The organism is Leucobacter sp. MMO-125 (genome assembly GCF_037148395.1).
GTDB lineage: Bacteria > Actinomycetota > Actinomycetes > Actinomycetales > Microbacteriaceae > Leucobacter.
This window is the reverse complement of record NZ_JBBCTL010000001.1, coordinates 83,747-105,633: the sequence shown is the minus strand read 5'-3', so window position 1 is coordinate 105,633 and position 21,887 is coordinate 83,747. Positions and strand designations below refer to the sequence as shown.

Annotated in this window: 23 protein-coding genes and 1 tRNA gene; 6 read left to right on the top strand and 18 right to left on the bottom strand. The window is 66.7% G+C overall.

Going from position 1 to position 21,887, the window contains the following annotated elements:
- The first annotated feature begins 24 nt into the window (after positions 1-24).
- Positions 25-858 carry an SGNH/GDSL hydrolase family protein gene (locus WFI54_RS00495; protein ID WP_336650854.1) on the top strand — a complete coding sequence of 278 codons (834 nt, stop codon included), beginning with the start codon at positions 25-27 and terminating at the stop codon, positions 856-858.
- A 50-nt stretch (positions 859-908) separates the two neighbouring features.
- Entirely contained in the window at positions 909-1,250 is a 342-nt protein-coding gene (locus WFI54_RS00490) for a spore germination protein GerW family protein (RefSeq protein ID WP_336650853.1), read from the top strand.
- A gap of 8 nt (positions 1,251-1,258) precedes the next feature.
- Here the strand turns inward: WFI54_RS00490 and gluQRS are convergent, their stop codons facing one another.
- A complete protein-coding gene (gene gluQRS, locus WFI54_RS00485; protein WP_336651624.1) occupies positions 1,259-2,203 on the bottom strand; it encodes a tRNA glutamyl-Q(34) synthetase GluQRS in 945 nt (314 codons plus the stop codon).
- 186 nt (positions 2,204-2,389) lie between these two features.
- On the opposite strand from gluQRS, the gene WFI54_RS00480 reads away from it, so the two are divergent.
- Entirely contained in the window at positions 2,390-3,736 is a 1,347-nt protein-coding gene (locus WFI54_RS00480) for an FAD-binding oxidoreductase (protein ID WP_336650852.1), read from the top strand.
- A 104-nt stretch (positions 3,737-3,840) separates the two neighbouring features.
- Positions 3,841-4,710, top strand: coding sequence for a pyridoxal kinase PdxY (gene pdxY / locus WFI54_RS00475; protein WP_336650851.1), 870 nt, complete (start codon positions 3,841-3,843; stop codon positions 4,708-4,710).
- Between the two features lie 148 nt (positions 4,711-4,858).
- Here the strand turns inward: pdxY and WFI54_RS00470 are convergent, their stop codons facing one another.
- The 14 genes from WFI54_RS00470 to WFI54_RS00405 all read right to left on the bottom strand — a co-directional run bounded on the left by WFI54_RS00470 (position 4,859) and on the right by WFI54_RS00405 (position 16,769).
- Positions 4,859-5,224: a fluoride efflux transporter FluC gene (locus WFI54_RS00470; RefSeq protein WP_336650850.1), complete on the bottom strand. Its 366-nt coding sequence runs from the start codon at positions 5,222-5,224 to the stop codon at positions 4,859-4,861.
- Positions 5,221-5,685 (bottom strand): fluoride efflux transporter FluC, encoded by a 465-nt coding sequence (locus tag WFI54_RS00465; protein ID WP_336650849.1) that lies wholly within the window; start codon positions 5,683-5,685, stop codon positions 5,221-5,223. Before WFI54_RS00465 ends, WFI54_RS00470 begins: the two co-directional genes overlap by 4 nt.
- A 208-nt stretch (positions 5,686-5,893) precedes the next feature.
- The gene (locus tag WFI54_RS00460; protein ID WP_336650848.1) at positions 5,894-6,571 is read right to left on the bottom strand and encodes a cyclase family protein; all 678 of its coding nucleotides are present in this window, start codon (positions 6,569-6,571) and stop codon (positions 5,894-5,896) included.
- Between the two features lie 180 nt (positions 6,572-6,751).
- Positions 6,752-6,827, bottom strand: a tRNA-Ala gene (locus WFI54_RS00455).
- A 106-nt stretch (positions 6,828-6,933) separates the two neighbouring features.
- Complete coding sequence (rsfS, locus tag WFI54_RS00450; protein WP_336650847.1) at positions 6,934-7,323, bottom strand: ribosome silencing factor; 390 nt, start codon at positions 7,321-7,323, stop codon at positions 6,934-6,936.
- 65 nt (positions 7,324-7,388) lie between these two features.
- Positions 7,389-8,990: a hypothetical protein gene (locus tag WFI54_RS00445; RefSeq protein WP_336650846.1), complete on the bottom strand. Its 1,602-nt coding sequence runs from the start codon at positions 8,988-8,990 to the stop codon at positions 7,389-7,391.
- Positions 8,983-9,585 (bottom strand): nicotinate-nucleotide adenylyltransferase, encoded by a 603-nt coding sequence (gene nadD, locus WFI54_RS00440; protein ID WP_336650845.1) that lies wholly within the window; start codon positions 9,583-9,585, stop codon positions 8,983-8,985. The genes WFI54_RS00445 and nadD overlap by 8 nt, the downstream gene beginning before the upstream one ends.
- 13 nt (positions 9,586-9,598) lie before the next feature.
- Positions 9,599-9,811, bottom strand: a complete 213-nt coding sequence (locus WFI54_RS00435; RefSeq protein ID WP_336650844.1) for a hypothetical protein — start codon at positions 9,809-9,811, stop codon at positions 9,599-9,601.
- A 57-nt stretch (positions 9,812-9,868) separates the two neighbouring features.
- Positions 9,869-11,122, bottom strand: a complete 1,254-nt coding sequence (locus tag WFI54_RS00430; protein WP_336650843.1) for a glutamate-5-semialdehyde dehydrogenase — start codon at positions 11,120-11,122, stop codon at positions 9,869-9,871.
- A 5-nt stretch (positions 11,123-11,127) separates the two neighbouring features.
- On the bottom strand, positions 11,128-11,934 hold the full coding sequence (proB, locus tag WFI54_RS00425) for a glutamate 5-kinase (RefSeq protein ID WP_336650842.1): 807 nt from the start codon (positions 11,932-11,934) through the stop codon (positions 11,128-11,130).
- Positions 11,931-13,436 carry a GTPase ObgE gene (gene obgE, locus WFI54_RS00420; RefSeq protein WP_336650841.1) on the bottom strand — a complete coding sequence of 502 codons (1,506 nt, stop codon included), beginning with the start codon at positions 13,434-13,436 and terminating at the stop codon, positions 11,931-11,933. The genes proB and obgE overlap by 4 nt, the downstream gene beginning before the upstream one ends.
- Before the next feature lie 160 nt (positions 13,437-13,596).
- Entirely contained in the window at positions 13,597-13,851 is a 255-nt protein-coding gene (gene rpmA / locus WFI54_RS00415; RefSeq protein ID WP_017884564.1) for a 50S ribosomal protein L27, read from the bottom strand.
- 32 nt (positions 13,852-13,883) lie between these two features.
- Positions 13,884-14,192: a 50S ribosomal protein L21 gene (gene rplU, locus WFI54_RS00410; RefSeq protein ID WP_024355746.1), complete on the bottom strand. Its 309-nt coding sequence runs from the start codon at positions 14,190-14,192 to the stop codon at positions 13,884-13,886.
- A gap of 147 nt (positions 14,193-14,339) precedes the next feature.
- On the bottom strand, positions 14,340-16,769 hold the full coding sequence (locus WFI54_RS00405) for an Rne/Rng family ribonuclease (RefSeq protein ID WP_336650840.1): 2,430 nt from the start codon (positions 16,767-16,769) through the stop codon (positions 14,340-14,342).
- A 272-nt stretch (positions 16,770-17,041) separates the two neighbouring features.
- On the opposite strand from WFI54_RS00405, the gene WFI54_RS00400 reads away from it, so the two are divergent.
- Complete coding sequence (locus tag WFI54_RS00400; RefSeq protein WP_336650839.1) at positions 17,042-17,650, top strand: vitamin K epoxide reductase family protein; 609 nt, start codon at positions 17,042-17,044, stop codon at positions 17,648-17,650.
- 21 nt (positions 17,651-17,671) lie between these two features.
- Here WFI54_RS00400 and coaE read toward each other — a convergent pair whose 3' ends face one another.
- Entirely contained in the window at positions 17,672-18,277 is a 606-nt protein-coding gene (gene coaE, locus WFI54_RS00395) for a dephospho-CoA kinase (RefSeq protein WP_336650838.1), read from the bottom strand.
- Positions 18,278-18,327: 50 nt separating this feature from the next.
- Here coaE and WFI54_RS00390 point away from each other — a divergent pair, with 50 nt between their 5' ends.
- A complete protein-coding gene (locus WFI54_RS00390; RefSeq protein ID WP_336650837.1) occupies positions 18,328-18,945 on the top strand; it encodes a DUF4126 domain-containing protein in 618 nt (205 codons plus the stop codon).
- A 106-nt stretch (positions 18,946-19,051) separates the two neighbouring features.
- Here WFI54_RS00390 and rpsA read toward each other — a convergent pair whose 3' ends face one another.
- Positions 19,052-20,497, bottom strand: a complete 1,446-nt coding sequence (gene rpsA / locus WFI54_RS00385) for a 30S ribosomal protein S1 (protein ID WP_024355741.1) — start codon at positions 20,495-20,497, stop codon at positions 19,052-19,054.
- Positions 20,498-20,737: 240 nt separating this feature from the next.
- Entirely contained in the window at positions 20,738-21,790 is a 1,053-nt protein-coding gene (locus tag WFI54_RS00380) for a helix-turn-helix domain-containing protein (protein ID WP_336650836.1), read from the bottom strand.
- Positions 21,791-21,887: the final 97 nt, after the last annotated feature.

The following is a 21,887-nucleotide window of genomic DNA, read 5'->3' as shown; positions in this document are numbered from 1 at the left end:
CCGCTCAACGAACAGGGGTTGTCAGTGACAGAGGAACAGACGGGAATCGAGCTTCCCTGGTCGCGTTTCGTGGCCCTCGGCGACTCCTTCACGGAGGGCGTGGGAGATCCGGATGCTGATAGCCCTGGTGGGTTGCGTGGGTGGGCGGATCGCTTCGCGGAGGTGCTGAGCGCCTTCGACGGCGAGTTCGCGTACGCGAATCTGGCGGTGCGCGGCAGGCTGATCCAGCAGATCGCCGATGAGCAGGTGGAGGCGGCGCTGGATCTGCGCCCTGACCTCATCAGCGTGTGCGCCGGTGGCAACGATGTCATTCGCCCTGGCAGCGACCCTGACGAGGTGGCTGCGAAGCTCGACCGCCTCATTGCGCGCCTCAGTGCGAGCGGTGCCACGATCCTCCTGTTCACGGGAGTGGACACCAATTTTCAGCCCGTGTTTCGCACGATCCGCGGCAAGGTGGCAATCTTCAATGAGAATGTGCGCAAGGTCGCGAAGCGGCACGACTGCGTGGTGGTGGATCAGTGGGCGCTCGAAGAGCTGCAAGACAGCCGCTACTGGGCCGGCGACCGCCTGCACCTTAACGCGCTCGGCCACCACACGATCGCGCGCGCAGCGCTCGACGCCCTGAACGTGCCGCACGAGCTCGCACCGATGGATCCGCCACCCCTGCCTCTGCGCACCTGGCGCCAGGCCCGCAAGGAAGACGTGGTGTGGGCGCGCGAGCACCTGGTGCCGTGGGTGATCCGCCGCATCAAGCATGTCTCCTCGGGCGACGGCATCCAGGCGAAGCGGCCCCAGCCCGAGCCCGCCCGGCGCGGGCGCTCCAGCGACGCCGCGGGCGAGACGCAGCCGCCGGTGTGAGCTGCCTGAGACTCGTCCCGCAATCGCGGTCGAGCGGGTAGGGTGAGGGCATGGCATCACTCACCCAGCAGCTTGCAGACACGGTCACTCAGGTGGGCGTCCACTCCGCGTATGGCGAGCCCATCGAGGTCGACGGCACCACGATCATCCCCGTCGCGTGCACCTCTTACGGTTTCGGTGGCGGCGAGGGAGGCGGCGACCTCGAAGACGCTCAGGGCGAAGGCTCCGGCGGCGGCGGGGGCGGCATGTCGGTGCCCGTCGGTGCCTATGTGACACGCGACGGCTACACCCGCTTCGAGCCGAACGTGATCGCGCTGCTCGCCGTCAGCGTGCCGTTCGTGTGGGTGGCAGGGCGCGCCCTGGCCCGCATTATCCGGGCGCTCAAGAAGTAGGCACCGCGCTACTGAGCGGTGCCGTCGCGCCATAGCCACGGCTCGCGGGGCAGCGCTGCCGGGTCGAAACGATCGAGCAGCTGCGAGGTGGTCACCGGCTCCCCCGGTGATGCCAGCCCGAGCGATGCCGCGATGGCGCTGAGCACCATTCCGTTCGTGACACCGCTGTCGCGCAGCTGTAAGAGGGTGACCGCACCGTCGCGCTTCGCGAGACGCGCACCGCTCGGGCCCAGCACCAGGGGCACATGCGCGTATTCCAAAGCCGGCGGCGACGGCAGCCCCAGCATGCGCTGCAGCAGCATCTGACGCGGCGTCGACGACGCCAGATCGTCACCGCGCACCACCTGGTTCACCCCCATCGCAGCATCGTCGACGACCACGGCGAGGTTGTAGGCGACGGTGCCATCGCCACGCCGCAGCACGAAGTCGTCGATATCGCCGCGGGTGCGCCCCAGCACGAGGTCGTCGAACTCGAGCGCGTGCACTCCCTCCGGCGCGCGCAGCCGCAGGGCCGGTTTCCGGGGCAGGATCGCGGCCCGCACCGCCGCCCGCTCCTCCTCCGTGCGGTCGCGGCAGGTGCCGGGGTATGCCCCCGGCGGGGCATGAGGGGCGCTCGGCGCGGCGAGAATGTCGCGGCGCGTGCAGCTGCATTCGTAGACGAGACCCCTGGCGGCGAGGGCGCTGATCGCAGCGTCATGATCCGCCCCCCGCATCGTCTGCAGCACCGCCGGGCCATCCCAGTCAATGCCGAGAGCGGCGAGATCATCGAGCTGCCGCTCCCCCGCGCCCGCGTCGCGTGCGCGATCGAGGTCTTCGACACGCATGAGGAAGCGCCGTCCACTCGATCGCGCGAACAACCACGCCAGCAGGGCCGTGCGCAGATTACCGAGGTGCAGATCGCCTGAGGGGCTCGGGGCATAGCGTCCGGCTCCGACGCCGTTCGGCGCATGCACGCCGGAAGATGTCTGCGCGCTCGTCTGCTGATCCACCCCCTCATCCTGCCACGCGAGGCCGTGCGCCACCGCGGCCGCCCACCACCGGGACTGCAGGCCGCCGAGGCCGCAGCCGGCCACGGGCCCGGTGCCCGTGGCGTGCGCTAGCGTGGATTGCAGCACAGCGTCGTCGATCAAGGAGTCCGAGTGGGATCTTTTCAGCAGTTGCAGCGGGTATTCGGTGAACGGCTGGTGCGCGACCCCGCCCTCATCGCGCCCTACGCCATCGACACGTCACGGGCAGTGCCAGACGGCACCCCGCTCGCACTCGTGCTCGCCGAATCGACCGCTGAGGTATCCGCTGCGCTTGCCTGGGCTCACGAGCACCGCGTGCCGGTGAGCGTGCGCGGTGCCGGCACGGGCCTCACCGGGGGCGCAATGGGCTATGACGGCGGGCTCATCGTGTCGCTGGAGCGCATGAACCGCGTGCTCGACATCGACGCCCCCAATAGGCTTGCGGTGGTGCAGCCCGGCGTCATCACCGCAGAGCTGGATGCCCTCTGCCGCGAACAGGGCCTGTTCTTCCCGCCGGATCCGGCCAGCGCACGCAGCTGCACCGTCGGGGGCAACATCGCCACCAACGCGGGCGGGCTGCGCTGCGTCTCGCACGGGGTGACGACCGACTCGGTCGCCGCACTCGAGGTGGTGCTCGCCGACGGGCGCGTGCTGCGCGTGGGCGCACGCACCCGCAAGAATGTCGTCGGCTACGACCTCACCAGCCTGTTCGTGGGATCGGAAGGCACACTTGGCGTCATCACCGAGGCGACCGTTCGGCTGAAGCCCGTGCCGCCGGGCACACCGCGCACCTTCCGCGCCAGCTTCGATACGCTCGAAGACGCCGGGCGCGCCGTCACCGCGATTGTGGGCGGCTCGGTGCAGCCGGAGGTGCTCGAGCTCATGGACGCGCTCAGCGTCGAGATCATCGAGTCGTTCCATCCAAGCGGTCTCACGGTTCCGCGCGGCGCGATGCTGGTGGGTCAGACTGTGGGGCTCGACGCGGCCGAGAAGGCCGCCGCGATCACCGCTCTGTGCGTTGAGCACGGCGCGACCGACTCGGGGGTGTCCGAATCAGATGCGCTGCTCGAGGCGCGTCGCCTCTCGAACCCGGCGCTCAACGCCCGCGGCCTCAAGATCTCCTGCGACGTAGGGGTGCCTGTGGCGGCACTTGCCGAGGTCTTCCAAGGCATCGCCGAGATCTCCGAGCACCACGGGAGGCGAGTCTCGACCGTCGCGCACGCGGGCGACGGCAATCTGCACAGCACCGTTGAAGCCCCCGATACGGCAGAGGGCATCGCCCTCGCAGACCGCGTGATCGACGACATCACCCGTCTCGCACTCTCCCTCGGCGGCACGATCTCGGGCGAGCACGGCATCGGGTCGGTGAAGCGGCACGAGCTGCCCTGGCAGCTCGACCCTGTGGCGCTCGACGTGCAGCAGGCGATTAAGACCGCACTCGATCCGCACAACATCCTCACGCCGGGACGGGGGATCTAACCCCACCCATTCACCAAGCTGGCTGGGGCGAGGCTCGCCGACCCGTGGTCTACTGCCACGCTGCGTCATTGGTCCACGAAATAGACCAGTGCGAAGATCGATGCATGCGCATTCTCTCGATCCAGTCCTCTGTTTCCTACGGTCACGTTGGCAACTCCGCGGCAGTGTTTCCGTTGCAGCGCATCGGGGTCGAGGTGATGCCTGTCTCGACGGTGTGCTTCTCGAACCACACGGGCTACGGATCCTGGCGCGGCCCGATGCTGAGCGGCGATGACGTGCGCGAGATCGTGACCGGCATCGAGGAACGCGGCGGCCTCGAGAACGTCGACGCCGTGCTCTCCGGCTACCAGGGCGGCAGCAGCATCGGCGACGCGATCCTCGACGCCGTGGCGCGTGTGAAGCAGCACAGCCCCGATGCCATCTACGCCTGCGACCCCGTGCTCGGCAATGCAGTCTCGGGCTGTCACGTTGCCCCCGAAGTGCAAGAGCTGATCCGCGACCGCGTCGTGCCGCAGGCCGACCTCATCACCCCGAATCAGTTCGAGCTGGGCTTCATCACGGGCACCTCGCCCGACACCCTCGAATCAACCCTCGACGCTGTCGATCGCGCCCGCGAACTCGGCCCGGGCACCGTGCTCGTGACAAGCCTGCTGCGCCCCGATCGCCCCGTCACCGCCGACGGCGAACCGGCCACGATCGAGATGCTCGCCGTCACCGGCGACGGCGCCTGGCTGCTCGAGACGCCGCGCCTCCCCCTCAAGCGCAACGGTTCTGGCGATGTCACCGCGGCCCTCTTCACCGCGCACCTGCGGCGCACGGGAGACGCGGCGGCGGCGCTGTCGCGCACCGCAGCGAGCGTCTTCGAACTGCTGGAGCGCACCCTCGCGGCCGGCAGCCGCGAACTGCAGCTCGTCGAGTCGCAGGAGGCATACGTGAACCCGGCGCACACCTTCGAAGCCCGGCGAGTGCGCTGAGCAATCGAGGTCACCCGTGTGGTCGTATGAGCGTTGGTGAAACGGCCACTGGGGTGACTCCGATGAGGTGTGTGCCGGAGGCACGGGCGGCAAACCGGGCCGGGCGGGTGCGGCGCGAGTGCGGGGCGGCCGCTGCGCAGATCAGGGATCAGGATCGCGTCAGCAAGATGCCGAGCACGGCGAGCGCTGTGGCGAAAATCAGCATGCCCGGGCCGTTCCACAGGGCCGCGCCGTAGCGCCGCGCAGCAAGCAGACGCACACTGTCGAGGCTCGCAGTGCTGAAGGTGGTGTACCCGCCGAGGAATCCAACCGACAGCATGCTTGCGATCGGATGATCGAGCGCGAGGCCGACGAGCAACCCCAGCGCGAATGATCCGCTCAGATTGATGAGCATGACCCCCCACGGGAACCGAGCGCGCACGCGATCAGGCAGGCTGGTGTCGACGAGGTGGCGCACTGCAGCGCCGAGACCACCCGCGAGCGCGATACCAATCGCGACCGCCACGCCGCTCACTGTGCCGCCCCCCGCGCTCGCAGACGGCTCGGGATCCGCCCAGCCAGCACCCCGCACCAGCTCGCCGCGCCGCCGAGCACAAGCGTGAGCAGCGCATACAGCGCCGCAACTCCGAAAGCGCCGGCGAGCAGCAGCTCCGCAAGGTCGGCTGCGAGCAGACTGTAGGTGGTGAATCCGCCGAGCAGGCCGGTGCCGAGCAGCAGGCGCATCGTGCGCCAGCGCCCGCCGTCTCCCCCGGCCCGAGTGATGACCTCGACAAGCAGCCCGAGCAGGAACGCACCTACGATGTTGACTGAGAAGACCGCGAGCGGAAAGTCGCCGCTGGGTGCGATCCAGGTCGAGAGCAGATAGCGTGCGAGCGAGCCGATGGATCCGCCAAGTGCGACCACCGCAAGATCGGGCAGCAGTGCCGCGAAACCCGGTCGTGCGTAGCCCAGCGACCGTACCCCTTCGTCCCCCACGTTCGCCCCTCACTTCCGCGCCCGAGATCGTTGCCCTGCCGAGACAGGCTTGGTTCCGGTGAGCCCTGCCGCCGGGTACCGCAGCAGTTTACCGCCGTGCGCGCGGCTCCGTCTCAAGCCTCAGCCGCAGTGCCCCTGGGCGATGCACACCAAGCCCGAGTGGCCGGGCGCGATCGCAACCCCTCGCGGGCGCGGGGAACGCCCGGGATCAGCGATCCGCATCCGTCCACGCCACGACTCGGGCAGGCGCGCCGTCGGCACCCCGGAGCGGCAGCGGGAAGATGCCAATCCGGGCCCGCTCACCGAGCGCATCGAGCCCGCGCACGTTCTCCACGATCGTGCCTCCTCGCCCCAGCACCACGCTGTGCACGGGCAGCGGATCGGGATCGCCAGCCGTGTCTCCCCCATCGGTGCTCTCACCAATTGCGGTGCGATCCGGGCTGAGCGTGTCGACGGCGAGCACCCGCATGCCGAGCTGCCATAGCCGTTCAGCTGCTTCGACGGTCATGAAGGGATGCTGCAGCGCGAGGTCATCGCCGAAGTGCCGATCCCATCCTGTGCAGATCGCGACAATCGCGGGCACCGACTCGAAGGCGTCAAGGCCGAGCATGGCGGAGTCGATGCCGGCCCCTGCTGTGACTCGATCGGCGAGGTGCAGAATCAGGGCGTCGCCCGAGAGTGCGTCGAGCGGCACCTGGTCGATGGTGCGGCCGCCCGAGATCGTGTGCGAAGGGGCGTCGATGTGGGTGCCGGCGTGGGAGCCGAGGTGCAGTTCTGAGACCGCGACACCGTCGGCGGCGACGCTCAAGGCTTCGCGCACGCGCACCTCGGGGTCGCCAGGGTAGACGGTCATGCCTGTGAAGATGGGGTGGCTCAGGTCGATCATGTCCGCAGTGTATCGGGGCGTGGTGGATCGCGGCCGAGTGGCGTTGTCGATGCACTCCCCCGGCAGACTGTACCGACGTTTCTGCCAGCACTTCCCGGCAGGCCAGAGCAGCCCCGAATACAGCACGCGACCCCATTCTCAAAACGAAAAAGCCCCGCCGGAGCGGGGCTTCTCAAGGAATGGTGGATCTGAGGGGACTCGAACCCCTGACCCCCTGCATGCCATGCAGGTGCGCTACCAGCTGCGCCACAGACCCGTGGAAGTCGGAGAAATGCTCCCCCGACAACTCCTCTACTTTACACCGGAAGGGGGTGCAGCGCGCAAATCGGGCGTTCCCGGGCGCGTCGCACCTCTTGTCACGGCTACGCCTGGCTGCTGTCTTCGGCGGTCTCGAGCATAGGCGCCACCTCAATCACCGGGCAGTCCTGCCAGAGACGCTCAAGCTGGTAGAAGTCGCGCTCCTCCTGATGGAAGATGTGCACGATGAGGTCGCCGAAATCGAGCAGCACCCATCGACCCGTCTCGCGCCCCTCACGACGCACGGTGCGCACACCAGCCTCGTTAAGAGCGTCTTCGATGGCGTCTGAGATCGCCTGCACATTGCGCTCCACCGCGCCGGTCACGATCAAGAACGCGTCGGCGAGGCCGAACTGCTCCGTCACCTGCAGCGCCACAGGAGCAGTTGCGCCCTTGTCGTCGGCCGCACGAACCGCGATCCGCAGATCGGACAGCACGTCGTTGGCCTGATTCACTTCAGTCTTCAGTGTGTTTCCTTCGTTCGGCGGGCACACGCCCGCAGGAGAGAACTCGCTCGGAGCTACCCAAACATCCCGTTGCTTGCGCCCCAGACGCCCAGCGCAACGATGACCACGAGCAGGCCACCGCCGGTGAGCGACAGCACGAGCGGCAGCTTGCTGCGATCCGTCACGGGCTTCGCCATCGGAAGACCCGACGCAGCACGCGCACTCACGGCGTGCCGAGCCGAAACAGGCGCGGGGCCCTCGCCGGTCATATGGAGATCAGCGGACTCTTCGCCCGTGATGGGATCGATCTCGATCGAGTCATGGAGCGCCGAGTGTCCCCCGGTTTCACCGAGCGACTTCGGCAGCTGCAGGGAGCCGGTCACATACAACTCTCCGGTGGCGCCGATCGGGCCGGTGAGACCACCGGTGTCTTCCGGCATGGACGGCAGGATCAGCGCCGAGGTGCCCGCCGTGGTCGACGTGCCCTCCTGAGCGACCGCCCGGGAGATGAGATCGTCGAAGTCGCCGCCCTGACCACCCTGATCGGGCACCTTACGGGAGGTGGGGTCATCGAACACCGACCGCCACTCCTCGGGCGGGGCGATATCCGGGAAGGAGTAGCTGGCCTTCTGCTCAGGGCTCGCCTCTTCGGGCGTGGGTTCTGCTTCGGGCTCCGCCACCTCAGCGATGGCCACGGTCTCCTCAACAACGACGACATCCTCGACGGCGACAGCTTCTGTCGCAGCCTCGGGCACTTCGTCAGTCGTGGACACCGAATCGCTCTCGGCGTCGCCTGCCTGAGACTGTTCAGCAGCGCCTTCCGCGCTTGCCTCATCCGACGGGGAGGCATCCGCAACGTCGTCAGCGGTGGTCTTGCGCTGCCAGGGGAAGCGACGCTTCGGCTTCTCAGCGGGCGCCGCCTCAACGGGCGCGGGCTCGTCTGCGCTGGCCCCCGCCGGCTCGTCTTCCTCGTCGAGGTCATCGGCTGCAGCGGCTTCCGCCTCCTGCAACTCTGCCACGGTAAACGGCTCGGTCGGCGGGGCAATCAACGTATCGAAGTCGATCGCACCGGTCTGATCGCCGGGCGCGGGATCGTGCCCCAGCTGCTCAGCGGTGTCAGCCTCAGAGGTGTCACCATCAACCCCAACAGCCTCAGGCGCATCATCCGCGGATGCGACTGCAGCGTCGGCCTCAGGAGCCGACGACCACGGCTGGGTGGGAGCGGGACGTACCGCGGGTACGGGCTCGGGAATCGACTCGCCTGCAGGCTCGACCGGCACCTCCTCAACGGAGGCCCGCTCTGCCTGAGCCGCCTCTGCGGGTGCATCTTCAGCAGCCACGTCATCGATCTCGGAGGTCTCAGATGCAGCATCGGTCGTCGACTCAGCAGGGTCCGACGCCTCAACATCGGCGCCGTCAGCAGCTTCCGGGTCCGCTTGCGCTCGCTCAGCAAGTGCCCGCTCGCGGAGTTCGCGCATCTCGCGACGGCTGCGCGGCGTGCCATCTTCGTGGAACGGCGAGATTTCGATCTCGTTGTCGATCTTTGGCTGGCTCACCGGCTTCGGCTCAGCCACCATCTCTGAGATCTCGGAGAGATCCAGCGCGCCGGTCTCCGCCATCTCCCGCAACCGCCGCTCACGGCGGCTCAGCGGTCGCTGTTCGTCCTGCTCACTCATTCTCTGTCGCTTCCTCGGTGTACAAACCGTGCTTCGCGATGTATTGCACTACACCGTCAGGCACCAGGTACCACACCGGATACCCCCGCGCCACCCGCTCCCGGCAGTCCGTAGATGAGATTGCCAGAGCGGGGACTTCTAACAAGCTTACGTGGTCACCCGACAAACCCGAAAGCGAGAGCTCGTGCCCGGGGCGCGACACGGCGATAAAATGGGCGAGATCCCAGAGCCTGTCGATGTCCTTCCAGCCAAGGATCTGCTCGACGGCGTCAGCCCCTGAGATGAAGAAGAGGTCGTCATCAGGGTACTGAGCGCGAAGATCACGCAGCGTATCAACGGTGTAGGTGGGGCCGGCGCGATCCACATCTACTCTGCTGACCGTGAACCTGGGGTTCGATGCGGTCGCAATGACCGTCATCAGATACCGGTGTTCACTGGGCGAGACATGCTGCTTCTGCCAGGGTCGGCCAGTTGGGACGAAAATTACTTCGTCAAGGTCGAAGCTCTGCGCGACCTCACTTGCCGCGACCAGGTGCCCGTGATGGATCGGATCGAAGGTGCCGCCCATCACCCCGATGCGGCGTCGTGTTGCCACGGAGTGCCGATGCTCAGTGGTGCTGTGCGGCGCCGTGCTCGCGAGCGTAGGCCTCAGCCTTCTCAGCGTGGCGGTTCGCGACGTCGCGGAACGAGAACGTCACCAGCGCGAGCGCGGTGAAGGCGACGAAGGCGATGGCACCGAAAACAGGGGCCGGGAAGGGCAGCTCGTTGACGATGTGGTGCCCCTCTTCGGCGGCGACGGCGATCGTGGCGACAAGTGACATTGAGACCCCTGCATTCATGACGGATAAAGGAAGATACATTCAGTGTATCGGGTTTGATCAGCGGATCTGACCGGCGCCCCGCACAAGCCACTTCGTGCTCGTGAGCTCGGGAAGGCCCATGGGGCCTCGGGCGTGCAGCTTCTGCGTCGAGATTCCCACCTCAGCACCAAAGCCGAACTCGCCGCCGTCAGTGAATCGGGTGGATGCGTTCACCATCACCACAGCCGAGTCGACCTCGGCGAGGAAGCGCTCGGCATTGGCGTAATCCTGAGTGACGATCGCGTCGGTGTGACGGGTCGAGTAGCGCTCGATGTGCGCCAGCGCCTCGTCGAGCGAGTCGACAACCCGCACACCCATCTCAAGCGCGAGATGCTCGGTGGCCCAGGTCTCATCGTTCGCCGCAAGCACTCCCTCAGCCACGCCCCGAGCGGCCTCGTCGCCGCTCAGCTCCACGCCGGCACCGATGAGTTCGCTCGCGAGCCTCGGCAGCAGCCGTTCGGCGGCGTCGCGATGCACGAGCAGCGTTTCAGCAGCGTTGCACACGCTCGGGCGGTGGGTCTTCGCGTTCTTGACCACGGAGACGGCCATCTCTTCGTCGGCGCTCGCGTCGACGAAGACGTGCACGATACCCGAGCCTGTCTCGATCACCGGCACGGTCGACTCGTTCACCACTGTCGAGATGAGCCCTGCGCTGCCGCGTGGGATGAGCACATCGACGTAGCCGCGCGCGCGCATCAGGCGGGAGGCTCCCTCTCGACCGAACTCGTCGATGGTCTGCACGGCGTCACCGTCGAGACCCGCACGATCGATGGCGCGCTGAATCAGCGCCACGAGCACCCGATTCGAGTGCTCAGCCGCGCTGCCGCCGCGCAGCACCGCACCGTTGCCGCTCTTCAGCGCGAGGGCGGCGATATCGATGGTCACATTGGGTCGCGCCTCATAGATGGCACCGACCACGCCGAAGGGCACACGAACCTGGCTGATGGCGACCCCGTTGGCGAGGGTGCTGCCGCGCACCACCTGCCCCACGGGGTCGGGCAGCGCGATGACCTCGCGCACGGCTGCGGCCAGGCCGCGCAGGCGTTCGGCATCGAGGCGCAGGCGATCCAGCAGCCCCTGCCCGATGCCGTTCTCCACACCGCGGGCGAGATCGAGGGCGTTTGCTGCGACAACCTCATCGACGCTGTTCTCGAGTTCTGCCGCAATGGCTTCGAGCGCCGCGTTCTTCTGCGTGGTGGTGACGGTGGCGAGCCGCTTGGATGCGGCGCGCGCGCGTTCGAGCTTGACGAGGAAGGGATCAGCCTGGGTCATGACCCCTAGCCTACCGATTCGCCGCCGCGCTTCGCTTCGAAGGAAGTGCCGTGGCGTTCGCCGTCGAGCAGGGGAGCCAGCAGCTTTGTCTCCGTGAGCAGCACTGCGGTGCCCGCGTCGGCGGCGAGCCTCGCGGCCTGCACCTTCGTGGCTGCGCCGCCGGTGCCCCAACCAGATTGCGACTCACCGATCTCGATGCCGTCGAGCGGATCACCGTAGGGCACGAACTCAATGCGCTCCGCGCCGGCCATTGCAGGGGGCGCGGTGTAGAGGGCGTCGACATCGGAGAGCAGCACCAGCCTGTCGGCCCCCACCAGTCGCGCCACAAGCGCGGCGAGACGGTCGTTATCGCCGAAGCGAATCTCGTGGGTCGCGACGGTGTCGTTCTCGTTGATGATGGGGAGGATCCCGAGCTGCAGCAGCCGCTCGATCGAGCGCCTGGCGTTGCCTCGGTGCGTGGGATTCTCCATGTCGTGCGCGGTGAGTAGCACCTGACCCGCGATGATCTCGTGCGCTGTGAGCGCCCGCTGGTAGCGGTTGACGAGAATATTCTGCCCCACGGCGGCTGCGGCCTGCTGCGTTGCGAGATCATCGGGCCGCTCGTCCAGGCGCAGGAAGGGCACACCCGTGGCGATTGCGCCGCTGGAGACCAGGATCACCTGGGCACCGGCCCGATACATGCGTGCGAGGCAGGAAACGAGATGGGGGATCTGACCCGCGTTGTCACCGCTGACCGACGACGAACCGACTTTCACCACCACGCGGCGGGCGCCGAGCAGCTCCTCGCCGGTGGTGAGCGATCCGGGAGTCACGATTCGCTCTCCCACATGCCAGACTTGCGCTCGCGTTCGAGTTCGGCGCGGGCCTCAGCCTTCGCGTCCATCATCTCGTGGTATTCGACGCGGCGTTCCTTGTTGGTGCGTCTCTGATTCTGGTCGACGCGCAGATCGGAGCCGCGGGAGCCCATTTGTACTTCGGCGGCGCTGGTGACGGTCGGCTCCCAGTCGAAGACGACGCCGGCGCCCGGCCCGATGACCACAGTGGAGCCCGCGGTGGCACCGGCCTTGACGAGGGCGTCTTCGATGCCGATCTTCTGCAGTCGGTCGGCGAGGTAGCCCACGGCTTCGTCGTTCTTGAAGTCGGTCTGCTCGACCCAGCGCTGCGGCTTCGTGCCGAGAATGCGGTAGATGGTGCCGTAGCTGCCACCCTCGGGCACCACACGGAAGCCGCTGTCGTCGACGGCCTTCGGCTGCAGCACGATGCGCGGCTGGTGGGCGGCCTCAGCGAGTTCGCGTTCGCGCGACTGCTCGACGAGTTCTGCGAGCGCGAAGCTGAGCTCGCGCAGGCCCTCGTGCGAGACCGTGGAGATCTCGAAGACGCGGTAGCCCTGCGATTCAAGCTCGGGGCGCACGAAGTCTGCGAGTTCGCGGGCTTCGGGCACGTCGATCTTGTTGAGCGCGACGAGCTGCGGCCGTTCGAGCAGCGGCACCTGGCCTTCGGGCACGGGGTAGGCGGCGAGCTCGCCGCGGATCACTTCGAGGTCTGAGAGCGGATCGCGGCCCGGTTCGAGGGTGGCGCAGTCGAGCACGTGTAGCAGCGCGCTGCAGCGCTCGACGTGGCGCAGAAAGTCGAGGCCCAAGCCGCGCCCCTCGCTGGCACCTTCGATGAGACCGGGAACGTCGGCGACGGTGTAGCGGTGGTCGCCGGCCTGCACGACGCCCAGGTTGGGGTGCAGGGTGGTGAACGGGTAGTCGGCGATCTTCGGCTTCGCCGCGCTCATCGCGGCGATGAGGCTCGATTTGCCGGCCGAGGGGTAGCCCACGAATGCCACGTCGGCGATGGTCTTGAGTTCGAGGGTCACTGTGCACTGGGCACCCTCGGTGCCGAGCAGGGCGAAGCCGGGGGCTTTGCGTTTGGTGCTGGCGAGCTGGTTGTTGCCGAGGCCACCGATGCCGCCCTTCGCAGCGATATAGCGGGTTCCCGGCTCGGTGAGGTCGATAAGGGTCTCCCCCGCTTCGTCCTTCACGACGGTGCCGACGGGCACGGGCAGCACCATCTCGGCACCGTGGGTGCCTTCACGGTAGCCGCCGGCACCGTAGCCGCCGTTTTCGGCGGTGCGGTGGGGGCGGCGGTGGTATTCAAGCAGGGTGGTGACCTGCGGATCGGCAACGAGTACGACGTCGCCGCCGTGACCCCCGGCCCCGCCGTCGGGGCCCGCGAGGGGCTTGAATTTTTCGCGCCGAACCGACACGCAGCCATTTCCGCCGCGTCCCGCCTGAAGGTGCACCTGCACCCGATCCACGAAGGTCACCATAACTGCGTCTCCCGCCCTGCGTCTCCCTGCATCGAACTGCAGGGAATCATCCCGGCCCTGCCGTTTCGGGCTGCGGGATGACCACTATCTCTGAATACGGCAAACGGCGAGCCGGTCCTCGAGCTGATCGAGGGGCCGACTCGCCGTCGAATGCCTGTGGTTAGGCAGCAGCCACGATGTTGACGACCTTGCGGCCGCCCTTCACACCGAACTCGACCTCGCCGGCCGCAAGTGCGAAGAGGGTGTCGTCGCCACCGCGACCGACGTTCGCACCCGGGTGGAACTTGGTGCCGCGCTGGCGGACGAGGATCTCGCCCGCGCCGACCTGCTGGCCGCCGAAGCGCTTCACGCCGAGGTACTGGGGGTTCGAGTCGCGACCGTTACGGGTCGAGCTTGCGCCCTTCTTATGTGCCATGAGTCTCTACTCCTTCAGTGATGCCGAGGCGATTACTTGATGCCGGTGACCTTGATGCGGGTCAGATCCTGACGGTGACCCTGGCGGCTCTTGTAACCGGTCTTGTTCTTGTAACGCTGGATGACGATCTTCGGACCACGGAGGTCGTTGAGCACCTCTGCGGTCACCTTCACCTTGGCAAGAGCCGCGGCGTCGGTCGTCACCTTGTCGCCATCAACGAGGAGTACCGCGGGAAGCTGAAGCTTGCCCTTGGCGTCGCCCGCCACACGATTGACGGTGATGATCGAGCCGACCTCGACCTTCTCCTGACGGCCGCTTGTGCGCACTACTGCGTAAACCACTTGTCACCCTTTTCTTGAGGATCTTCTTCCGTGTCGAAGTGCGGCCGTGCCGCCTTCGAAGTCTGAGGTGCCGTCGCCTATCGGGTGACACCAACGCTCAATAATACCGTGAATCACCGGATGCGGTCAAATAGGCCACCCCGCGTGTCACTCCCGACCGGCGCCCTTTCGGCGGGCCGTCGCATCGAGCGCCTCCGCAAGCGCCTGCTGAGCCGACTTCGCATCGTCGCTCTCCGCGACGACGGGCCGTTCAGCACCACCTGTTATCGGTGCCGTCGAGACGCGCCGATTGCGGGCACGGCCGGTGCCGGCGCTCGGTGCCTCCGGCAATGCGTCGAGCACCGAATCAAGCAAGCCTCCGCTGGCGGGAGCCTCGGCCGCGACTCGCGTGCGCGGCGCAGCCGACTCGCGTGCGGGACGCGAGGAGACCTTGCCGCTCACCTTCACCTCAGTATCGGTGCGCGGGGACACTGCCGCAGCAGGTGCTGCCGACTCCGCCGCCGCTGGCGTCTCACCAGCGGGGCGATCATCAGCCTTTGCGGCCTGCAGAGTGGATGCAGCCACCTGCGCAAGCATATTCTTCGCGCCGTCGGTAATGGCGTGCGTCTGATTCTGGGTCTTGGCTTCCTGCTGGTGAGGCTGCCCGCCCTTGCTGCGCTTGGAGTTGCGCGGCTGGCTTTCGCTGCGGTGCTTGGCAACGGGTTCGTGGTGCACGATGACCCCGCGCCCGGCGCAGACCTCGCAGGGCTCGCTGAACGACTCCAGCAGACCGAGCCCCAGCTTTTTACGCGTCATCTGCACCAGACCGAGCGAGGTCACCTCTGCAACCTGATGCTTCGTACGATCACGGCTCAGGCACTCGACCAGACGACGCAGCACAAGGTCACGGTTCGATTCAAGCACCATGTCGATGAAGTCGATCACGATAATGCCGCCGATATCGCGCAACCGCAGCTGACGCACGATCTCCTCGGCCGCCTCCAGGTTGTTCTTCGTGACGGTTTCCTCGAGGTTGCCGCCCGAGCCGACGAACTTGCCGGTGTTGACGTCGACAACGGTCATCGCCTCGGTGCGGTCAATCACGAGCGACCCGCCCGAAGGCAGCCACACCTTGCGATCAAGCGCCTTCGCGATCTGCTCAGTCACCCGGTACTCGTCGAAGATGTCACGCTCACCGCTGTAGCGCTCGACACGCTGCATCAGATCAGGAGCCACCTGCGAGAGGTAGCGCTCGATCGTCTCGTAAGTTTCGTCGCCGGAGATGCGCATCCGGTGGAAGTCTTCGTTGAACACGTCGCGCACGATCTTGATGAGCATGTCGGGCTCCGAGTGCAGCAGCACCGGCCCGCCACCCTTCTCAACGCGCTTCTGAATCGACTCCCACTGGCGGGTGAGCCGCTGCACATCGTGCGTGAGCTGATCCTCGCTAGCGCCCTCGGCGGCGGTACGCACAATCACACCCGCGCCGCTCGGCAGCACTTCTTTGAGGATCTTCTTCAGGCGCGCGCGCTCGGTATCAGGGAGCTTACGCGAGATGCCGTTCATGGCACCGCCCGGAACGTACACGAGGAAGCGACCCGGCAGCGAGATCTGACTCGTCAGGCGGGCACCCTTATGCCCCACCGGATCCTTCGTGACCTGCACGAGCACCTGGTCGCCAGGCTTCAGGGCATTCTCTATACGACGGGCGGTATTGCCACCCTCGAACTCCGACCAATCAACCTCGCCCGAGTACAGCACGGCGTTGCGGCCGCGGCCGATATCGACGAATGCGGCTTCCATGCTCGGCAGCACATTCTGCACGCGGCCCAGATAAACGTTGCCGATCAGCGAAGACTCGCTCGACCGTGCCACGTAGTGCTCAACGAGCACCTTGTCTTCGAGCACGCCGATCTGCACGCGATCCGCGGTGGTGCGCACGATCATCTCACGGTCCACGGCCTCACGGCGCGCAAGAAACTCGGACTCGGTGATCACCATGCGGCGACGACCGGCATCGCGACCGTCGCGGCGGCGCTGCTTCTTCGCTTCCAGCCGGGTGGATCCCTTGACCTTCTGGGGCTCGGTGATCACCGGGGCCTGGCGCTCGCGGCGGCGCGGCTCGTCTTCCGAACCGTTCGCGTCTCCCCCGGCCGAACGACGGCGGGTGCGGCGCGAAGACGAGCCGCCATCGCGGTCGGAGGCTTCGTCATCGCGCTGGAAGCGCTGATCGAGCAGGTCGTCAAGCTGGCTCAGCTCACCCTGGCGAGGCTCCTCATGACGCTGGAACGCGTCGCTCTGACGCCATTCGAGGCGACGCGGGCGCGGCTGCACCGGCGGCACGTCCGGCGCGAGAAAGATGAGTCGCGTGGTCGCTCGGAAGCGCTCCTCGGGAGTCATCTCGGCGAGCGGCAGCAGCAGCTTGGGTGCCTCAGGCTTCGTGTCGGGTTCGGCGGTGCCGCCCTCACCCGCCTCGATCGCGCCCTCGGGCGCATCGGCCGCAGTGGCCTCCTCGCCCTGCAGCTTCGCATCTTCGAACTGCACGGGCTGCTCGCCCGCAGTCTCGTCGCGGTGGTCTTCTGTTGTGCTGTTCACCATTCCTGGTGTCTCCTCTACCCGGGGAGCGTCTCGCTCTCGCCGGAAACCCTATTCGTGCGGTGTGATCCGCAAATCCTGTTCTCCGCGAATGCCGCGCACTCGCGCTCGGTCGGTCTTCGACCGGTGACCGCCTCTCGGCCGCCAAAAGACTGTGCGTGCGATCCGCCTTCTCAGCATCTCGCACCGCACTCCATTATGTCACGGAGTCGCCACCGTCGCCGGATTGCCATTCGACCCGCGTCTTCGCAGGATCCGAGGGATAGGATCGGCGCATGAGCCAGGAGCCCAGAGCCACGCGCCCCGTCGCCTTCGCCGTCTTCTCGATCATTGCCGGAGCGATCGGCTGGTTCGCCTCCTTCGAACTGCTCACCGAGTACATGAAGACGCTCGCGAATCCCGACTACGTACCCAACTGCACCGTGAGCGTACTCGTCACCTGCGGCCCCAACATGGGATCCTGGCAAGGGTCGCTCTTCGGATTCAGCAACACGATCATCGGCGTCTCCGCCTTCATCGCCCCGATCGCGGTAGGGGTGGCTCTGCTCGCAGGGGCCCGCTTCTCGGCCTGGTTCTGGCGGCTCTACCAACTCGGCCTGCTGGGCGGATTCGTGTTCATCTGCTGGCTGTTTTCGCAGAGCGTCTTCGTGCTCGGCACCCTCTGTCCGTGGTGCATGGTGGTGTGGTCGGTCACGATTCCCCTGTGGTGGACCACCGCATTCCGCCCCTATGCAGTGGGCGACATCCCCCTCGTCGCCAACACACAGCGGCTCTTCTCGCGCCTGTACTCGTGGACCTGGGTTATCATTCTGCTCTGCTACGTGGTGCTCGCTTTCCTCGCGCAGATGCGCCTCGACTGGCTCTCGGAGTTCGCCAGAGCCTGATCCGGCTTCGGCGATCCGCTCTCAGCGCCCACGCAGCTCAGCCCACAGCGCATCCACCTGCGCCAGGGTCTCTGCCTCGCTACGCGAAGTGTCGATCACCGCGTCTGCCACCGCGAGCCGCTCAGAGTCACTCGCCTGATGAGCGATGCGTGCGCGCGCCTCAGCAGCCGCCATACCCCGCAACTCAACCATGCGCTCAATCCGCTGTTCCGCCGGCGCATCTGCGACCAAAACCAGATCCCAGTCGCCATCGCGCGCCGAGCCTGTCTCCACGAGCAGCGGGATCTCATAGACCACGACAGCGTCAGGGTTGGCCGCCTCTGCGGCGGCGATCCGATCCGCCGCGATCCGCCGCACCTCGGGATGCACAATCGCATTGAGCTCTGCGAGAGCCGCAGGATCACTGAACACGACAGCACCGAGCGCTGCCCGGTCAAGCTCACCGTTCGCCCCGATCATGTCACTGCCGAAACGCTGCACCACCCGAGTGAGACCGGGTGAGCCCGGCGCGACCGCCTCACGCGCCAGCTCGTCGGCGTCGATGCGCACCGCCCCCAGTTCGGCGAGACGCCGTCCGATCGTCGACTTGCCCGAGGCAATACCCCCTGTGAGTGCGATCACTGTCATGACTGTCACGATACCGGCAGCCGCACGGCGGGCGGGTCTATGCTGGCGGCATGCTCGAAGTCGTCACCGGGATCACCCTGGCCGCATCCGCAGGGCTCAACGCCTATATTCCGCTGCTCGGTCTCGGTCTACTCTCGCGCTTCACCGAGATCGTGCAGCTACCGCCCGCGTGGGCGTGGCTCGAAAACGAGTGGAGCCTCGGCATCCTCGGGGTGCTGCTTGTCGTGGAGGTGCTCGTCGACAAGTTCCCGGTGCTCGATACCGCCAACGATGTGTTGCAGACGGTGGTGCGCCCGGCGTCGGGCGGCATGGTCTTCAGCGCCGGAGCGTCGAGCCAGACCATCGCCGTCACCGACCCCGCCTCCTTCGTCTCCTCCGCCGCGTTCTGGCCGTTCGTGCTGGGCGTGGTCATTGCGCTCGTGCCGCACCTGCTGAAAGCGATCGCGCGCCCCGTCATCAACACGCTGACTGCCGGCGCGGGTGCCGCGGTGACGAGTTTCCTCGAGGATGTCGGCGCTGTGCTGCTCACGCTCCTCGCAGTCATCGTGCCGTTGCTCGCATTCGCGCTGCTGGTCATCGTGATCGTCACGCTCGTGCGTCGATTGCAACGGCTGCAGCGGCGACGCCACGAACAAGCCTCCGGCGTCGCGGCGCCCGGCACCCTCTGACCACCTCGGCTGCTCCCCGAGCCCATATACGCCGAAGGCCCGGCCCCCAAACGGGGACCGGGCCTTCGTGCACTCATCACCGAGCGAAAAGCTCAGCGGGCGACTCTTAGTTGCCCTCGAGCTGCGCCTTCAGAGCGGCAAGAGCCGCGTCGTCAGCGAGCGCACCGGTCGACGACGACTCGCTCGAGAAGCTCGAAGCGGAGGAATCGGCGGCGGGAGCAGCGGCAGCCTCGACGAGCGAAGCGGCGACCTGCTTCTTGTGAGCCTCCCAGCGCTCCTGGGCAGCAGCGTACTCCTGCTCCCACTTCTCGCGCTGCGACTCGAAGCCTTCCTTCCACTCCTGAGTCTCGGGATCGAAGCCCTCGGGGTACTTGTACTCGCCGTTCTCGTCGTACTCGGTGGTCATACCGTACAGAGCCGGATCGAACTCGGTGCCCTCGGGATCGACGCCCTCGTTGGCCTGCTTGAGGCTGAGCGAGATGCGGCGACGCTCGAGATCGATGTCGATGATCTTGACGAAGACCTCTTGGCCGGCCGACACGACCTGCTCGGCGAGCTCAACGTGCTGACCCGACAGCTCCGAGATGTGCACGAGGCCCTCGATGCCGTCTGCAACGCGCACAAAGGCACCGAAGGGAACGAGCTTGGTGACGACGCCCGGGGCGATCTGGCCGATCGCGTGCGTGCGAGCGAAGACCTGCCACGGATCTTCCTGGGTTGCCTTGAGCGACAGCGAGACGCGCTCGCGATCGAGCTCGACGGAGAGCACCTCGACGGTGACTTCCTGGCCGACCTCGACAACGTCGGAGGCGTGCTCGATGTGCTTCCACGACAGCTCAGAGACGTGCACGAGGCCGTCAACGCCGCCCAGGTCGACGAACGCACCGAAGTTGACGATCGACGAGATAACGCCCTTGCGCACCTGGCCGGGCTTGAGCTCGGCGAGGAACGAGGAGCGAGTAGCCGACTGCGTCTCCTCGAGGAGCGCACGACGCGACAGCACCACGTTGTTGCGGTTCTTGTCGAGCTCGAGGATCTTCGCCTCGATCTCCTGGCCCAGGTAAGGGGTCAGGTCGCGCACGCGGCGCAGCTCGATCAGCGAGGCGGGGAGGAAGCCACGGAGCCCGATGTCAACGATCAGGCCGCCCTTGACGACCTCGATGACGGTGCCGGTGACGACACCCTCGTTCTCCTTGATCTTCTCCACGTCGCCCCAGGCGCGCTCGTACTGAGCACGCTTCTTGGACAGGATGAGGCGACCTTCCTTGTCCTCCTTCTGGAGCACGAGTGCCTCGACGGGATCGCCGACCTGAACAACCTCATCGGGGTTCACATCGTGCTTGATGGACAGCTCGCGCGAGGGGATGACACCCTCGGTCTTGTAACCGACGTCGAGGAGCACCTCGTCGCGGTCGATCTTCACCACGGTGCCCTCGATGAGGTCGCCGTCGTTGAAGAACTTCAGGGTCGATTCGACCGCTGCAAGGAAGTCTTCGGCTGAGCCGATGTCGTTAACTGCGACCTGCTTGCTCTCGGTCGTTGCGTTCGTCATGAAATTGGTCTCCAGAATGGACATGGAATCAGGCGGGATCGCACCGAGGGCCGGTCGGATCGGGATGATCCGCGAGGCGTTCACGCATGTGGACATGGTTGATTCGCCACAGAACTGTGACACTCGATCTTATCCCGCGGACACGCGCGGGATCAAGTAGAGAGCCGCCCGCGTTTCGCGGCGCGCAGCCGAGATCGCACGCCGTGCCTGCAGGATGTCGACGAGCACTGCGCGCAGGGCTCACTGGGCCTCGGCGATGCCCGCACGGCGGCCCGAAACGGCGCGCACGACCGCCGCCAGACCGAGCAGCAGCGCCGCACCCATGCAGGCGATGAAGATCAAGAACTGAATGTTCGCATCCATCGTGGCTGCGTTCCAAGTGGAGAGATCGAGTGTCCACGGCTCACCGGTGCCGAGCACCGCCTCGATCGCACGGTTGAGCACCGGAGCGCAGGCACCGAGAAACGCGGTAACAATCGCTGCGATCGCGAGCCCGGACAACGGCAGATAGCGGATCGCGAGCGCCGTCACCCAGATCGGCGTCGCCCCGATGGCCAGAATCGGCAGCACGGGCCACACCCACAGCTCAGGGTATCCGAGGGCCACGAACACGATGAGCAGGAACACGATCAGTGCCACGGTGTCGATCACCAGGGTGAGCAGGGTGCGATGGCGCGCAAGCCCGGCAGGCAGTTCCAGCAGCGCCAACCAAATCGGCGCGAAGACGAGCAGCAGCCCGAACAACACCCCCGAAACCGTGATCGCGAGCCACGATCCGGCGGCGAACTGCATCCAGACCACGAGCAGCAGCGCCATCAGGCAGATCGTGGCACCGGCAAGGGCCAGCCAGCCTGGCCGTGGCACCGGCAGCAGGGGCAGCGTGGTGAGTGAGAACGCGAGACCCACTGCGGGCAGCACCACCCAGAACCAGCTCAGGGTGTGCTGCACCGACAGGTTGACGATGAAGCAGGTGATGACGGCTGCGGCCCAGGCAAACAGCGTGGACCACAGGATCGCGTTGCGCCAGCCGCGGTAGCTGCGGGCGTCGCGTTTGTCGGCTCGGCCCTCGTGATCTTCGCTCGCACTGATGAGTTCTTGCCCGCTGACGCCGAGCTCGGAGGCGATCGCCTGCACCAGGGTGATGTCTGGGTACGAGAGCCCGCGCTCCCATTTTGAGACCGCCGATTCAGTGACGTGCAGCCGCTCGGCGAGCTGGCGCTGGGTGAGGCCGGCGGCGCGGCGACGTTCCGTGACGAAGCGTCCGAAGTCTTGTTTGGTGATGTCCATGTTCATGTTCTCGATCCAAGCAGCGGGTGCGCGCACGCAGCCCCAAAACGCGTGATTCCGCGACTCGACCGTTCGGCCAGTCGCGGAATCACGCGGAAGTCGC

What these genes read in the sequence shown, in the direction of transcription:
- WFI54_RS00490 (WP_336650853.1), top strand. Translation starts at nt 909, where the DNA reads ATGGCATCACTCACCCAGCAGCTTGCAGACACGGTCACTCAGGTGGGC.
- pdxY (WP_336650851.1), top strand. Translation starts at nt 3,841, where the DNA reads ATGCGCATTCTCTCGATCCAGTCCTCTGTTTCCTACGGTCACGTTGGC.
- WFI54_RS00460 (WP_336650848.1), bottom strand. Translation starts at nt 6,571, where the DNA reads ATGATCGACCTGAGCCACCCCATCTTCACAGGCATGACCGTCTACCCT.
- WFI54_RS00445 (WP_336650846.1), bottom strand. Translation starts at nt 8,990, where the DNA reads ATGAGTGAGCAGGACGAACAGCGACCGCTGAGCCGCCGTGAGCGGCGG.
- WFI54_RS00435 (WP_336650844.1), bottom strand. Translation starts at nt 9,811, where the DNA reads ATGTCACTTGTCGCCACGATCGCCGTCGCCGCCGAAGAGGGGCACCAC.
- WFI54_RS00430 (WP_336650843.1), bottom strand. Translation starts at nt 11,122, where the DNA reads ATGACCCAGGCTGATCCCTTCCTCGTCAAGCTCGAACGCGCGCGCGCC.
- obgE (WP_336650841.1), bottom strand. Translation starts at nt 13,436, where the DNA reads ATGGTGACCTTCGTGGATCGGGTGCAGGTGCACCTTCAGGCGGGACGC.
- rpmA (WP_017884564.1), bottom strand. Translation starts at nt 13,851, where the DNA reads ATGGCACATAAGAAGGGCGCAAGCTCGACCCGTAACGGTCGCGACTCG.
- WFI54_RS00405 (WP_336650840.1), bottom strand. Translation starts at nt 16,769, where the DNA reads ATGGTGAACAGCACAACAGAAGACCACCGCGACGAGACTGCGGGCGAG.
- WFI54_RS00400 (WP_336650839.1), top strand. Translation starts at nt 17,042, where the DNA reads ATGAGCCAGGAGCCCAGAGCCACGCGCCCCGTCGCCTTCGCCGTCTTC.
- coaE (WP_336650838.1), bottom strand. Translation starts at nt 18,277, where the DNA reads ATGACAGTGATCGCACTCACAGGGGGTATTGCCTCGGGCAAGTCGACG.
- WFI54_RS00390 (WP_336650837.1), top strand. Translation starts at nt 18,328, where the DNA reads ATGCTCGAAGTCGTCACCGGGATCACCCTGGCCGCATCCGCAGGGCTC.
- rpsA (WP_024355741.1), bottom strand. Translation starts at nt 20,497, where the DNA reads ATGACGAACGCAACGACCGAGAGCAAGCAGGTCGCAGTTAACGACATC.
- WFI54_RS00380 (WP_336650836.1), bottom strand. Translation starts at nt 21,790, where the DNA reads ATGAACATGGACATCACCAAACAAGACTTCGGACGCTTCGTCACGGAA.